Below are 13,794 nucleotides of genomic sequence, written 5' to 3'. Positions count from 1 at the left end.
AGGCATGCGCATCGTCGACATCAGGGAAAAGACGGTCTCGATCGCCTCCCCCATCGCCAACGCCTATATCGACTTTTCGAAGATGACTTGCTCGGCCGTGGCCGTGATCACCGACGTCGTGCGTGACGGCAAGCCGGTGGTCGGCTACGGCTTCAACTCGAACGGCCGGTACGGACAGGGCGCGCTGATGCGCGACCGGTTCCTCGCGCGCGTCCTTGAGGCCGATCCCGAAACGCTGATCGACCATGAGAACGACAACCTTGACCCGTTCGCCATCTGGAAGACGCTGATGACCAATGAGAAGCCCGGAGGCCACGGCGAACGGTCCGTGGCGGTGGGCACCATCGACATGGCCATCTGGGACGCCGTCGCCAAGATCGCCGGCGTCCCGCTGTGGCGCCTGCTGGCGGACCGTTACCGGGCGGGCGTGGCGGACGAGAAGGTTTGGGTCTACGCGGCGGGCGGCTACTATTATCCCGGCAAGGATCACTCGAAGCTGCAGGCGGAGATGCGCAGCTATCTCGACCGCGGCTACAAGGTCGTGAAAATGAAGATTGGCGCGGTGCCTCTGGATGAGGATCTGCGCCGCATCGAGGCCGTGCTGGAGGTGGTTGGTGAGGGCCAGTATCTGGCTGTCGATGCCAACGGACGCTTCGACCTGAAGACCGCCGTCGCCTATGCCAAGGCGATGCAGCCATACGGCCTGTTCTGGTACGAGGAGGCCGGCGATCCGCTGGACTATGCGTTGCAGGCGGAACTGGCGAACCACTACGGTGGGCCGATGGCGACGGGCGAGAACCTGTTCTCGCACCAGGATGCGCGCAACCTCCTGCGCTATGGCGGCATGCGGTCCGACCGCGACTATCTTCAGTTCGACTGTGCCCTTTCCTATGGCCTGGTGGAATACCTGCGCACGCTGGAGGTGATGAAGGCGCTTGGCTGGTCGTCACGGCGCGTGGTGCCGCATGGCGGCCACCAGATGTCGCTCAACATTGCCGCAGGGCTGCAGCTGGGCGGCAACGAATCCTATCCCGACGTTTTCCGGCCCTTTGGCGGCTTCGCCGACAACATCGCCGTCGAAGATGGCTATGTCGGGCTGCCGGATATTCCCGGTGTCGGCTTTGAGAAGAAAACCGAACTGTTCAAGCTGTTCCGACAATTGCACCAGCCTTGAGCGAGACGCCGGCCGTACCGAAACGGCGGTTTTCAGTTCGTCAGGACGTTTCGCCTGCCTATGGCGTTGCAGACCGCTTCGGCGACTTCGCGCGTCGTCGCCTTGCCGCCGACATCCGGCGTCATGATGCCGGCTTCACAGACACGCTCGATGGCGTGCATGAGTTGATCCGCCGCCGCCTGCTCGCCCAGATGGCCGAGCATCTGGACCGCCGTCCAGAAGGCGGCGATTGGGTTGGCGATGCCCTTTCCGGCAATGTCGAATGCCGAGCCGTGGATGGGCTCGAACATAGAGGGAAAACGCCGCTCCGGGTCAATATTGGCCGTCGGCGCCACGCCGATGCTGCCGGCCAGCGCGCCTGCGAGATCAGACAGCACGTCCGCGTGGAGATTGGTGGCCACGATCGTGTCGAGGCTCTGCGGCTTCAGCACCATGCGCACCGTCATGGCGTCGACCAGCATCTTGTCCCAGGTCACGTCCGAGAACTCGCGCGACACCTTTTCAGCGATCTCATCCCACAACACCATGCCGTGACGCTGCGCATTCGATTTTGTGACGACCGTCAGGAACTTGCGCGGCCGCGACTGCGCCAACCCAAAGGCGTAACGCATGATGCGCTCGACGCCGACGCGTGTGAAAACGGATACTTCCATGCCGACTTCTTCTGGCAGTCCCTGATGGACGCGCCCGCCGGCACCGGAATATTCACCCTCCGAATTCTCTCGCACGATCACCCAATCCAGGTTTCCAACCTCGATGCCGCGCAGAGGAGACGCGATGCCGGGCAGGATTTTGGTCGGTCGGACGTTGGCGTACTGGTCGAACCCCTGGCAAATCTGCAGGCGCAACCCCCACAAGGTCACATGATCGGGAATGTCGACCGCGCCGACCGCGCCGAAGTAGATCGCGTCGAACTTCTTGAGCTGTTCCAGCCCGTCGGCCGGCATCATCGCGCCATTGCGCTTGTAGTAATCCGAACCCCAGTCGAAGACGTTGAAATTCAGCCTCAGGTCACCGCGCTGTTCGGCCAGCATGCTGAGTACGGCGATGCCGGCGTCAATGACCTCAGGCCCGATTCCGTCAGCAGGAATCGCGGCGATCGAATATTCGCGCACTGTCAGTCTCCCTACCATACCCGGCGCGGGGACGCGCCAGATTTGAGGCGGCCTACCCAAGCCGGGCGGACAGTCCCTTGGGCCGTCCGGTTCCGCCGGCCTTGGGTTTAGAGGCCGAGTTGTGTCTGGTTCAATGCGCTTCCGATTATATAAAAATGTGATTTAATCCGGGCCTCGTACAGGAGTTGGCGATTGGACTTGCACCAATTGAGATGCTTTGTCATGGCAGCCGACGAGCTGCATTTCGGCCGGGCGGCGCAGCGCCTGGACATGCTGCCGTCGTCTCTCAGCCGGCACATCCGCATGTTGGAGGAGGATCTCGGCGTGCGGCTGATGATGCGCACCACGCGCAATGCAGTGCTGACCGAGCATGGATCCTTCCTGCTGGAACAGGCAAGGGCGCTGCTTGCCCATGCGGGCGATCTGGAGAGCAGCATCCGCGAGAAAGGCCGAGACCGTGCGGCAGTACTGCGGCTGGGCGTGATCGACAGCGCGGCGGTCGGACTGGTGCCGCGCCTCCTGCACGACTTCAAGGAGATTGCCTCTGATGTCACCGTGCAAGTCATGGAGGACAAGACAAACCGCCTGTTGCCGCGCGTGCTTTCAGGGCGGCTCGACCTCGCCTTGATCCGGCCGTCCGGCGCACCGAGCCGTCGTCTGGAACTGCTCTTCCTGCTCTATGAAACGGCCGTCGTGGCGGTACCCTCCAGCCATGAGCTGGCGCATCGGACAAGCGTGTCGGTGCTCGACCTGGTCGACCAGACCCTGATCGTGCCGGAGCGGCGGTCGCGACCGCACAGTCACGACCTGACGATGAGGCTTTTCAGCGAAAACGGCCTCTCTGCCAAGGTCGTGCATCTGGCCGACGAGAAGCAGACCATCGTGAACCTCGTGGCGGCCGGAATGGGTATCGCCATCGTACCGCGCTGGGCTTCCCGGATGCAGGTCGAGGGCGTGACCTACGTCGCGCTCGACTCGCCAGGGGCAGACGGATTGAAGAAGCTGCCGTTGGCCGTTGCCTGGACCGGGAGCACTCGCGATCCCGTGCGAGACATGCTGGTCGAGCTGCTGCGCAGCAGGATCGATGTCTATTCAAAAGACGCATGAACAGCTTGTTGCTGGCTAAATCAGGCTCTTTCCAGGCTGCTGCCGATCCTCGCCGCACCCACAGCGGCGCTGCATTTTGCGATTATTGCAAATTTTAATATAATTGACGCTCTTCTCCGCTGCGATCAACATCCGTTTTCCACGGTTGGCTTGGGGCCAACCCAAACTCTAAGGGGAAAACAATGCGCAGGCTCGTCACAACCGCTCTCAGTTGCACCGCCATCGTTCTGTCCGCATTGCCAGCGTCGACGCAAGACAAGAAAGCCATCATCGGCATGAGCGTGCCGGCGCTGCAGAACCCGTTCTGGCGCTCGTTCGCCGACTTCGGTACCGACGCGGCCAAGGCGCTCGGCGCGGAAACCGTCGTCGTCGACGCCAATCAGAGCGACGCCAAGCAGCTTGCCGACATCGAGGGTCTGGTCGCCCAGGGCGTCGGCTGCCTCATCATCACGCCCAACACATCGGCCATCGCCAAGGCGCTGCTGAACAAGGCGGAGGCGGCCCAGATACCGGTCGTGTTCGCGGAGCGCTATCCTGGGTTTGGCCCACAAGACTACGACGGCAAGAGCTATGCCGGCTTCGTCGGCGTCGACAATAAGCTCGCCGGATACAATATCGCGAAGTCGCTCTATGACGGGGGCGTGCGTGAAGTGGTTGCCATCGGCGGCGCTCCGGGCGGCGCGGTCGCCGACGAAAGAAGCGCGGGCCTGCACCAGTTCCTCGACGAGCACAAGGACATGAAGCTGCTGCAGGAACTGCGCAACGGCGAGTTGCGCCAGGATGGCTACACCGACGCGCAGAACTTCCTTTCCGCCATGCCCGGCCCCGGTTTCCAGGGCCTGTGGACCTACAATGACGATACGGCGCTGGGTGCTATCAAGGCGTTCAAGGACGCCAAGGTGATCGACGAGATCAAGGTCGCCTCCATGGACCTGATCCCCGAGGCTGTCGAAGCCATCAAGGCGGGCGAAGCGCTCTATTCGACCGGCGGCCAATGGGCTGAAAGCGGCGAGGCAGCGGTGATGTGCTACGATGCGCTCAACGGCAAGACCAACAATCCGCCGGTGAACCAACTTTCGATCCCCGGCGTGACAAAGGACAATGTCGATGCCTACGCCAAGCAGTTCATCGATGCGACCCCGACGTACGACTGGAAATCCCTGTCGCAGGTTCACAATCCGAGTGCCAAGACGACCGACTTTGTCATCGCGGTGAAATGAAAGCCTCCCGCCGCGTCGGCCTGGAACCGGCGCGGTACGATCATTTGACCGCAACGCGCGGCTGGCGTCGAGACCTCCCCGATGCCAGCCGCGCAGAATATCCAACCACACGCTTGGCGTGGAGCTGTCTCGGACATCATGGAAGTCTTCCGGATCTCGGCGATACGAAAATCCTTCGGTGCGGTTCGCGCCTTGCAATGGGATGAGGGCGAAGGGTGCATCATCGAAAGCGGGCAGGTCTGGGCGTTCGCCGGTGAAAACGGCGCCGGCAAATCGACGCTGGCAGCAATTCTATCAGGCGTGATCGCAGCTGATGCAGGCACGATAACACTTTGCGGGCAAGCCTATGCACCTTCGTCCGTCCTGGAAGCGCGAGCGGCCGGTGTTCAACTCGTTTTCCAGGAACCCGCTCTCGTCCCGTCCCTGACAGTCGCAGAAAACCTGCTCCTTGGACGCGAGGCGGAATTCACGCGGTTCGGCTTGCACCGCAACGGGTTGATGAACCGCGAGGCCCGCCGGATGCTCGCCGACATCTGCCCGCATGTCGATCCCAAGGCGGCGGCACGTGATCTGGCGCTCGAAGACCAGAAACTGGTCGAGACGGCGCGCGCGGTTTCGACCAAGCCCCGTTGCATCATCTTTGATGAAACCACCGCCGCCATGTCGAGCCGCAACACGCGCCTGCTTCTCGACCTCATACGGCGTCTGAAACCCGACACCGCCGTCATCGTCGTCACTCACCGTACAGAAGAAATATTCGAGGTCACTGACAAGCTGCTCGTGCTTAAGGACGGGCGGTTTGTGGCGGTCAGGGACACGCAGAAAACCGTGCCGGACGAGCTTTCCAACTTGATGGTCGGGCGCGAGGTGAATCTCAATCTGCGTGGAGGCATGCCGGCTGCCGCCGACGGGCGGCATGAAATGCTGCTGGATGTGTGTGGCCTCACGGTCGATGGCGGCGTCAGCGACTTCTCGCTGCGCCTCGACCGCGGCAGAATCATAGGGATCGGCGGTCTTGCGGGTGCGGGACAGGAGCGCATCCTGCGCGCCCTTTACGGGATCGACAGGGCATCGGCCGGCACCGTCCTCGTCAAGGGCGCTGCCTACCAGGGTCGTTCGCCGCGCCGCTCGATACGCCGCGGCATGCTCTACAGTCCCAAGAACCGCGACCGAGAGGGGCTGATCATGCAGCAGAAGGTCCGTGAGAACGCCGTTCTCTCCATACTAAGCCGGCTGTCCAAATTGGGAATCGCCAGCAGGCGGGCTGAAACCGGCGTGTCGAAAGCGCTGAAGCAGCGCCTGAATATCAAATGCCGCACGGTCGAGGAAAGCTGCCGCAACCTGAGCGGCGGCAATCGGCAAAAGGTGGTGCTGGCGAAACTGCTTGCGACCGCGGGGGATATCTTCCTGCTCGACAACCCGACGCGCGGCATCGACATCGGGGCGCGCGCCGAGATCTACCGGCTGATGAACGACCTCACCGCCAAGGGCAGTGGCATCGTGCTGGTCAGCGACGAGTTGCAGGAACTGCTGCAGATGAGCGACGACATTGTCCTGATCCGCGACGGCAAGGTCTCCAGGACGTTCAAGAGGCAGGACAACCCGCAGGAAAGCGATCTGATCCGCTACATGATCTGAGCCGGTCGAAAAGACCCGAGTGGAAGCGAGACGAGAATGAGTGCAAATCCCCAGGAGCCGATTCGTTCCGCCACCGGCGATGGATCGCCCGGCTTTTCCATGCCAAGCATGCGGGCGTTGGTGCCTTATGTCGCGTTCATCCTGATCTTCGCTTTCTTTTCGGTCACCGCTTTCGAGCGCTTCGACACATTTCGCAACTTCAGCACCATTCTGCAGCAGGCGACTGTGCTGGCCGTCGTCGCCTTCGGCATGCATTTCGTCATCACCGCTGGCAGCATCGATCTTTCGGTCGGCTCGACGCTTAGTCTGGCTGGACTGATCGGTGCCGCCGTTTCAGTGTCCTGGGGCCTGTGGGGCATCGCGGCGGCACTCGCGGTGGGGGCCGTGATTGGCCTCTTCAACGGTCTTGTCTTCACCTATATGAAAGTGCCGTCCTTCATGGTGTCGCTGGGCACACTGCTGGCAGTGCAGGGACTGACGATCGTTTATTCGCGCTCGAACCCCATTCCGGTGGGGGACGTCATCATGTCGCTAGGCGTGTTCCCCAACATCGTCTATGTGGCCGCGGCAATCTTCGTCATCTGCTTTATCCTTTACAACTACACCACCTTCGGGCGCTACTGTACCGCGATAGGTGGCGACGAACGCGTTTCCGATATCTCGGGCCTGCCGGTCAACACCGTCAAAGTCTCTGTTTTCATTGTCTCGGGGCTGCTGGCAGGTCTAGGTGGCATCGTCATGGCCGCAAGACTGGGAGCGGCGACGCCGACAGCCGGAACATCCTTCGAACTCAGTGTGATTTCGGCCGTCGTGCTTGGCGGAACGCCGCTGACCGGCGGCGTCGGCGCTATCCAGAACACGGTCATCGGCGCCCTCATCATCGCTATGCTGGGCAATGGCCTGATCATTCTTGGCATCTCGTCCGAGACGCAGAAGATCATCACCGGCCTAATCCTCATCCTTGCGGTGTTTCTTTCACTGGAACGCGGCAAGATCGGTGTCATCAAATGATGCGCCTCATGCCCACAATCGCATCGAACCGCGCAGCATCCGGGAGATCGTCATGACCAAGCCTACCGTAATCATCAGCGGAGCCGGCATCGGCATCGGCCGCGCCACGGCCTTCGCTTTCGCCAGGGGTGGCTACAGAGTCTGCGTGACCGACATTCTCGAGGCAGAAGGCAAGCAGGTGGCCGAAGAGATCAAGGCGGGCGGCGGCGACGCTTATTTCCGCAAACTCGACGTGACCAAATCGGATCAGGTCGACGACGTCGTGGGAGAAATCGACAAGCAGTATGGCGGCGTGGACGTCGTGGTGGCCAATGCCGGCATCGCCCACAAGGTGCCGCTGGCGCAGATGAGCGATGCCAAGTGGGACATCACATTCGACATCGACCTGAAGGGCGTGTTCCGGATGGCACGCGCTGCCACCCCGCGCATGCGTGAGCGTCGCAAAGGCGCCATCGTGGCCGTGTCGTCGATTTCGGGCATGAGCTATGGCTGGGCCGAGCATGTCCATTATTCCGCCGCCAAGGCCGGCGTTCTGGGTTTGGTGCGAGGCTTGGCCGCCGAGCTCGGCGGCGACGGGATCCGCGTCAACGGCGTCGCGCCGGGCTACATCCGCACGGCACAATCCCTCTCCGAGGAGCACTCGATGGGTGAAGCGCGGCTGGTGGCTCAGGCTCCTTCCATTCCATTGCGTCGCATCGGCGAACCCGACGATGTGGCGGATGTAATCCTGTTTCTGGCTTCCGGCGCAGCGCGATACGTAACCGGCCAGACCTTGCTGGTAGACGGCGGGCTGACGATCAAACAGGGCTAGACACCACGATCTTCTGCCTGCTTGCTCGGGCAATAGGTCGACCTCTGTGCCCAAAGCCAGGCGTCCCACGAGATGCGCATGCACAAAGACGAGTTGCGTCCGCTTGGCGGCGCCGTGGTGAAGGCCTATACGTCTCGACCGACTGGTTGCGCGACCTGCTTGACGGCGAGTTCGCCCTGAGAAGCCGATCCGCCGAATCGCACTCCAAGCCCGTAGGACCGTCCCATGCCGCTGAGCCCTCGCGAACGAATAGACTATCAGGCGATCATCGATAGGCAGCCGCTGAAATTGCCAGGCGGCGTCAGGATGCCGGTGTGGCTCATCGTCAATGTCGAACATTGGGATGCGAGGCGGCCGATGCCGCGCACCGTCCTGCCGCCGCCGATGGGCATGCCGCTGCTACCCGATATTCCGAACTGGTCGTGGCACGAATACGGCATGCGGGTGGGCTTCTGGCGTATCCACGAGAGCCTGACATCCCGAACAATTATTCCGACGTTGGCCCTCAATGGATCAGTGTGCGAGGTCTATCCTCGGATCGTGCATGCCGCGCACGGCGCCGGATGGGAACTGATGGGTCACGGTTGGCTGCAAGGGCCGATGCACAATCTCGAAGACCAGCGCATTGCTATTCGGCGCACTATCGACGCGCTGTGCAAGATTTCGGGCAAGCCGCCGGTAGGATGGGAAAGCCCAGGACTTACGGAGACGTCAGACACGGCCGACATCCTCGCTGAAGAAGGCATTCGATATGTCGCCGATTGGGTGATGGACGACCTGCCTTGCGAACTGAAGACGACGGCCGGCCCGCTGGTGACACTCCCTTACACGGTAGAGATCAACGATGTCGCCATAATGGCTGTAGCGCAGCACTCGTCGGCGGAGCTGCTCGAACGTGGCAAGCGCCAGTTCGACCGGCTGTATCAGGAGAGCGCGACCTCGCCACGGATCATGTCCATCAGCGTCCATCCTTATCTCAGCGGTGTTCCGCATAGAATCGGCTATCTGGAGCAATTGCTGGATTATATCTCATCGCATAGCGACGTGGCATTCTGGACGGGCGAGCAGATCTATAATTGGTACACTTCCGCGCAGCTCGCTGCAGGGTCGGTAGAGATTTCTGGCACGATAGGTATCTCGATGGGCGACATGCAGCCGAAAACGACATAGTAACCGAAAGGCGAACGGAACTGGAAAGCGTACGAGGAACGCGAGACCAATACCGGATCGCTACATGGGATTTGAATCGAACTCTCCGCCGATATCCGTGTGCGCCGAACTATGATGTGGCCGAAGAATTATCCGCGGAATTCCGCTATCGGACCACAAGGCACCAAGGTGGCCATAACGCCGATTTTAGACCAAGCCCGTTCCTCTTTGCCATTCAGAATTATCCGTCGCCGTCTGGAATTAAACCGGGCTCCGGAGGTCGTGCCGGCGCTCTTGCAGAGTTCCCGATCGGCCATATCGTTGGAAGCTAGGACCTTGATCGTGTGTTGGGCTCGGGCAACCTTATTCGCTCCCATGACGTCTATGTGCCCATCCTGGTTCTTGTGCTCCTCGGGGGTGCACGAACAACGAAGGAAGCGCCAAGAGAAGCCAAGACCAAGTAAGATGTCCGTAAAACGTTCCCCAACTTGGCCAAAATCGTAGCTAAGGATGATTGGGTCAGAAACCGAGAATGAAAAGTAACCGAAGCAGACGACTAATTCTCGGACAGAATGTCAGATGAAGCGAAGCCTCATTACTATGATATGAGGTTAACATTGTCTTTGGCATGAGTCAGATTTGATCATCCGTATCAGGCTGCGATAGGTTTTCTCCAGCGCATCAAAGCCGCCTTCGCCCAGCGTGATTGGCGCGGCGTTGTCGGCGATCGCCGCAAGCAGCAGGGCTGCATCGCCGGGCACGATATTCAGCGCCAACTCGCCGCGCCGGCCCGCAGCCGATAATGCATCGGCAAACAACGCCGAGAGTTCCGCGCTGAAATGGCCCAACATCTTCTGGCCCTCGACATCAAGGAGGTCGGCATCCTGCCGCAATCTCGAAATCAGGCTCCAGTTGTGTCCTTCTGTACCGGCTGGGTTGAAGTGCCGGAAGCGGGCGCGGCTGTAGGCGATCATCGCCTCGACCTGCTCGGCGAGGCTCGACCCCTCATGCGACCACACTGCCCGCAAGGCGCTCAGCGTCTCCTGCATGTAGTCGCCCAGCACCTCGTCGACCAAGGCCTGCTTGTTGCCGAAATGGTAGTGAATGTTGGCGCGCGTCGTTCCAAGCGCCGCCGAAATATCGCCGAAGCTGGTGCCACGATAGCCATGGCGCACCAGAAGCTCCAGCGCCGTATCCTTGATCGCCTGTCTGGTGTCGGTCTCGTCCATGCTTCCATCATAGCCAAATGCGTTGGCCTTGGACGCCGAAGCTTTGCGGCATCCCCAGCATTTGACGGAATACTGACTTGCAGGTAAGTAAGTAAAAGATCAGGGGGAGGGTACGTGGTGCGGATGCAGACATTCAGCGATATCGAAGGATCGGCGCCGCAGGCCGTCCGCGCCGGTGACCTGGTCTTCATCGGCGGGCTGATGGCGACGGACGCGAACGGCGACATTGTCGCCGCCGACATTGCCGGCCAAGCGCGCGTCATCTTCGAGCGGCTGGCGGCACTTCTCGCCCAGGCCGGCGCCACAATGGCCGATGTGGTCAAGCACAATATCTATTTCAGTTGTGACGCCAATGCCGTCTGCGCCTTCCTCGACGAACTCGATGCCGTGCGCGCCGGCTATTTCACCGCCCCCGGCCCGACCACCACCGAAATCCGCTGCGGCCTCGACCGCGAGGGCGCGCTGCTGATGGTCGACGCCTGGGTGGTGGTCGGCGGCAAGCGCGAACTGCTCGACCCGCCGGGTCACTGGCGCTGGCGCAGGGAGCTGCCCTTCGTCCATGGCTGGAAGGTCGGCGACATGCTGTTCATCGGCGGCCAGCGCTCGCTCGATGCCGACGGCAAGGTGCTCGGGCTCGGCGATATCGAGGTGCAGACCGAGGAGGCCTTCCGCAACCTCGACACCATGCTGCGGCAGGGTGGCGGCGATCGCCACAGCCTGATGCGCCAGAACACCTATTTCCGCTTCTTTGGCGAAGGCCGCGAGGTCACCGACTACTGGGAGAAGATGACCAGTGTGCGCCGCCGCTACATGTCGGTGCCTTCGGCGGCCGGAGCCGGACTGCGCATTCAGGGCATGGGCAATGCCGACGAACTGATCCAGGTCGAGGGCATCGGCATGCTCGGCGACGACAAGCAGCGCCTGCAGCCGGCCAACCATTGGGACTGGAGCATCCCCAACACCCAGTTCACGCAAGGTTGGAAGATCGCCGGGCTCGCCTTCATCGGCGGCCAGATCTCGGCCGACGACAAGGCGCAGGCCGTCGGCGAAGACATGGAGACGCAGGCCCGCAACGTCTTCGAGTTCATCCGCCGCACGCTGGCCGAAGGCGGGCTCGACGAAAGCGACGTCGCCAAGCTCTATATCTACTATCATGCCGAAGGCAGCTGGGCCGGGATCGAGGCGACGCGCGCGGTGATTGCCCGTGTGCAGCGCGAATTCTACCCCGAGCCCGGTCCGGCGGTGACCGCGATCCGCGTCGCCGGCTTTGCCTTCGAGAACCTGCTGGTCGAGATCGAGGCGATGGCGGTGACGCGAGGCTGATGTCGAAACACGATTTCACCGCCGCCGAGTTCGCCGATCGGCTGGCGCGTGTCTGCGCCGCCATGGCCGCACGCGACCTCGATTGGCTGGTTGCCGTCCACCCCGCCTCCATCCATTGGCTGACCGGCAGCGACGCCAAGAGCTACCAGGAATTCCAATGCCTGCTGGTCGGCGCGCGTGACGAGCCGCTGGTCGTGCTGACACGCCAGGGCGAGGTGCATGAATTCGAGACGGACGCCCTTGCCGGCGAGGTACAAGGCTATGGCGGCGGCGAGAACGAGGATCCGGTCGCGGCCTTCGCCGGGATGGCGCGACGCCACGGCGTGCTCGGCAGGCGCGTCGGCCTCGAAGTGCCGGCCTACTATCTTCACCCGCATCACTATCTCGGCCTTCGCGCCGTCATCGGCGACGCCCTGGTCACCGAGGCGACCGAGCTGATCGCCGGCATGAAGCTGGTGAAGTCGCTGGCCGAGATCGACTATATCAGGCGCGCGGCGGCCCTTGCCGACCTTGGCATGGAGCGCTTTGCCGGCGAGCTCGCGGCGGGCCTGTCGGAACTGACGCTGGCCGGCGGCATCCAGGAGACCTTGCTGCGCAATGGCAGCGGCATCGCCGCCAGCCCGATCAACCTCGTCTCCGGCCCGCGCTCCGCCTACAGCCACGGCGCGCCGACCGCGCGCCGGCTTGAACATGGCGATTTCGGCAACATCGAATTCGGCGCCACCTTCAACCGCTACACAGCCACCATCGGCCGCAATTTCGCACTGGGCAAGCCGACGCCGCGCATGGCCGAATTGCACGACATCGTGCTGCGCGCCGGCGACGCCATGATCGCGGCCATTCGCGACGGCGTGCCGGCATCCGTGCCGCACCAGGCGGCCCGCGCCGTCATCGGCGAGGCCGGGCTCGAAACCTGCCGTGTCCACACATCCGGCTATGCGCTGGGGCCGGGCTTTCCGCCGAGTTGGGCCGAGCCGCTGCACATGATCGGCGACAGCCCGCATATTCTGAAGACCGGCATGGTGGTCACCATAGAGCCGCCGGTCTATATCGGCGCCGAAGGCCTTGGCGCCCGCATCATCGACAATGTGCTTGTCACCACGACCGGTGCGGAGGTGCTGTCCCGCACGCCGCGCGACATCATCATCGCGGGCTGAGCGTCCCTACCCTCCAAGCTCATGCGCGATCTCGGCGCAGGCGAGCTTCAGCCGCGCCAGCATGGCCTCGAAATTGGGCGCGGCACTGCGTCGGCTGACCGCCGCCACCGTCACGCAGGCCACAGCGCGTCCGTCGCCGGCGATGATCGGACAGACGACGTCGGTCACGCCGATGATGTCGCGGCTCTCGTGGATGATGGCACCACGCTCGCGCACGGCGTCGAGTTCGGCGGCGAGCGTCGTCGGGTCCGGCGGCTCGCGCATCAGCATCAGACATTCGGCGATCATCCGGTCACGCACGGGCTTGGGCTGGAACGCCATCAGCACCAGGCCGGAATGGGCATCCGCCAGTGGCCGGCGATAACCGAGCTTGAGCGAGAAGTTCATGTCCGCGCCACCAGATGCCGCGGCGATGATGACCGTTTCGCCGCGATGCGCAACGACGAGGTGCGCTGCCTGGTGCACCTCCTCGGCGAAGCGCTCGACGATGGGTGCAGCCGTGCTGACCAGGTCGCGGGCGCGCGCCGTCTGCATGCCGAGCCCGAACAGCTTGTTCGACAGCATTAGCCCCTCGCCGCCCTCAACGCGCTGGATGTAGCCGCGCGCAAGCAGCACATGGACCATGCGGAAGATCTCGTTCTTCGATCGCCCCAGTTCTTCGGCGATCTGGCGCGTGCCCATGGGCTGGCCGGCATTGGCCAGCAATTCGAGGATATCCAGCCCCTTTTCGAGGGCCGGCGCGCTGTAATTGAGCTTGTCGTCCGTCATTTGCACCCGCTTCATAGATGACGCTTGACGTCACATATGAAGCGACGATAGCGTGGTGTCCAGCAAATCCGAGTGGAAAATAGCGGTCTGCC

General features: G+C 62.4%; 12 protein-coding genes. 9 read left to right on the top strand and 3 right to left on the bottom strand.

Going from position 1 to position 13,794, the window contains the following annotated elements:
- The first annotated feature begins 4 nt into the window (after positions 1-4).
- A complete protein-coding gene (locus LB566_RS22070; RefSeq protein WP_140551931.1) occupies positions 5-1,174 on the top strand; it encodes a mandelate racemase/muconate lactonizing enzyme family protein in 1,170 nt (389 codons plus the stop codon).
- A 32-nt stretch (positions 1,175-1,206) separates the two neighbouring features.
- Here LB566_RS22070 and LB566_RS22065 read toward each other — a convergent pair whose 3' ends face one another.
- Positions 1,207-2,289 carry a tartrate dehydrogenase gene (locus LB566_RS22065; protein WP_140551930.1) on the bottom strand — a complete coding sequence of 361 codons (1,083 nt, stop codon included), beginning with the start codon at positions 2,287-2,289 and terminating at the stop codon, positions 1,207-1,209.
- Between the two features lie 192 nt (positions 2,290-2,481).
- Between LB566_RS22065 and LB566_RS22060 the strand changes: the two genes are divergently transcribed.
- The 6 genes from LB566_RS22060 (at position 2,482) to LB566_RS22035 (ending at position 9,246) form a co-directional block, all read left to right on the top strand.
- Entirely contained in the window at positions 2,482-3,396 is a 915-nt protein-coding gene (locus LB566_RS22060) for a LysR family transcriptional regulator (protein ID WP_140551929.1), read from the top strand.
- Positions 3,397-3,578: 182 nt separating this feature from the next.
- Positions 3,579-4,616 (top strand): sugar ABC transporter substrate-binding protein, encoded by a 1,038-nt coding sequence (locus tag LB566_RS22055; RefSeq protein ID WP_224626954.1) that lies wholly within the window; start codon positions 3,579-3,581, stop codon positions 4,614-4,616.
- Positions 4,617-4,754: 138 nt separating this feature from the next.
- Positions 4,755-6,254 (top strand): sugar ABC transporter ATP-binding protein, encoded by a 1,500-nt coding sequence (locus LB566_RS22050; protein ID WP_181172536.1) that lies wholly within the window; start codon positions 4,755-4,757, stop codon positions 6,252-6,254.
- A gap of 36 nt (positions 6,255-6,290) precedes the next feature.
- A complete protein-coding gene (locus LB566_RS22045; protein WP_140551926.1) occupies positions 6,291-7,265 on the top strand; it encodes an ABC transporter permease in 975 nt (324 codons plus the stop codon).
- Between the two features lie 52 nt (positions 7,266-7,317).
- Positions 7,318-8,076, top strand: a complete 759-nt coding sequence (locus LB566_RS22040) for an SDR family NAD(P)-dependent oxidoreductase (RefSeq protein WP_140551925.1) — start codon at positions 7,318-7,320, stop codon at positions 8,074-8,076.
- 225 nt (positions 8,077-8,301) lie between these two features.
- Positions 8,302-9,246 (top strand): polysaccharide deacetylase family protein, encoded by a 945-nt coding sequence (locus tag LB566_RS22035; RefSeq protein ID WP_140551924.1) that lies wholly within the window; start codon positions 8,302-8,304, stop codon positions 9,244-9,246.
- A 590-nt stretch (positions 9,247-9,836) separates the two neighbouring features.
- Here the strand turns inward: LB566_RS22035 and LB566_RS22030 are convergent.
- Complete coding sequence (locus LB566_RS22030) at positions 9,837-10,454, bottom strand: TetR/AcrR family transcriptional regulator (protein ID WP_140551923.1); 618 nt, start codon at positions 10,452-10,454, stop codon at positions 9,837-9,839.
- A 123-nt stretch (positions 10,455-10,577) separates the two neighbouring features.
- Between LB566_RS22030 and LB566_RS22025 the strand changes: the two genes are divergently transcribed.
- Together LB566_RS22025 and LB566_RS22020 are read left to right on the top strand one after the other, a co-directional pair.
- Positions 10,578-11,777: a RidA family protein gene (locus LB566_RS22025; RefSeq protein ID WP_224626952.1), complete on the top strand. Its 1,200-nt coding sequence runs from the start codon at positions 10,578-10,580 to the stop codon at positions 11,775-11,777.
- Positions 11,777-12,934, top strand: a complete 1,158-nt coding sequence (locus LB566_RS22020; RefSeq protein WP_140551921.1) for a M24 family metallopeptidase — start codon at positions 11,777-11,779, stop codon at positions 12,932-12,934. The genes LB566_RS22025 and LB566_RS22020 overlap by 1 nt, the downstream gene beginning before the upstream one ends.
- A 6-nt stretch (positions 12,935-12,940) precedes the next feature.
- Here LB566_RS22020 and LB566_RS22015 read toward each other — a convergent pair whose 3' ends face one another.
- Entirely contained in the window at positions 12,941-13,702 is a 762-nt protein-coding gene (locus tag LB566_RS22015; RefSeq protein ID WP_181172535.1) for an IclR family transcriptional regulator, read from the bottom strand.
- Positions 13,703-13,794 lie beyond the last annotated feature (92 nt).

It is taken from the genome of Mesorhizobium sp. CA13 (assembly GCF_020165235.1).
Lineage (GTDB): Bacteria > Pseudomonadota > Alphaproteobacteria > Rhizobiales > Rhizobiaceae > Mesorhizobium.
This window is presented reverse-complemented; position numbering and strand designations above follow the sequence as displayed.

Bases quoted from the DNA above. Each gene is read 5' to 3' on its own strand.
- LB566_RS22050 (WP_181172536.1), top strand. From the start codon at position 4,755: ATGGAAGTCTTCCGGATCTCGGCGATACGAAAATCCTTCGGTGCGGTT.
- LB566_RS22015 (WP_181172535.1), bottom strand. From the start codon at position 13,702: ATGACGGACGACAAGCTCAATTACAGCGCGCCGGCCCTCGAAAAGGGG.
- LB566_RS22070 (WP_140551931.1), top strand. From the start codon at position 5: ATGCGCATCGTCGACATCAGGGAAAAGACGGTCTCGATCGCCTCCCCC.
- LB566_RS22030 (WP_140551923.1), bottom strand. From the start codon at position 10,454: ATGGACGAGACCGACACCAGACAGGCGATCAAGGATACGGCGCTGGAG.
- LB566_RS22045 (WP_140551926.1), top strand. From the start codon at position 6,291: ATGAGTGCAAATCCCCAGGAGCCGATTCGTTCCGCCACCGGCGATGGA.
- LB566_RS22035 (WP_140551924.1), top strand. From the start codon at position 8,302: ATGCCGCTGAGCCCTCGCGAACGAATAGACTATCAGGCGATCATCGAT.
- LB566_RS22055 (WP_224626954.1), top strand. From the start codon at position 3,579: ATGCGCAGGCTCGTCACAACCGCTCTCAGTTGCACCGCCATCGTTCTG.
- LB566_RS22040 (WP_140551925.1), top strand. From the start codon at position 7,318: ATGACCAAGCCTACCGTAATCATCAGCGGAGCCGGCATCGGCATCGGC.
- LB566_RS22025 (WP_224626952.1), top strand. From the start codon at position 10,578: ATGCAGACATTCAGCGATATCGAAGGATCGGCGCCGCAGGCCGTCCGC.
- LB566_RS22020 (WP_140551921.1), top strand. From the start codon at position 11,777: ATGTCGAAACACGATTTCACCGCCGCCGAGTTCGCCGATCGGCTGGCG.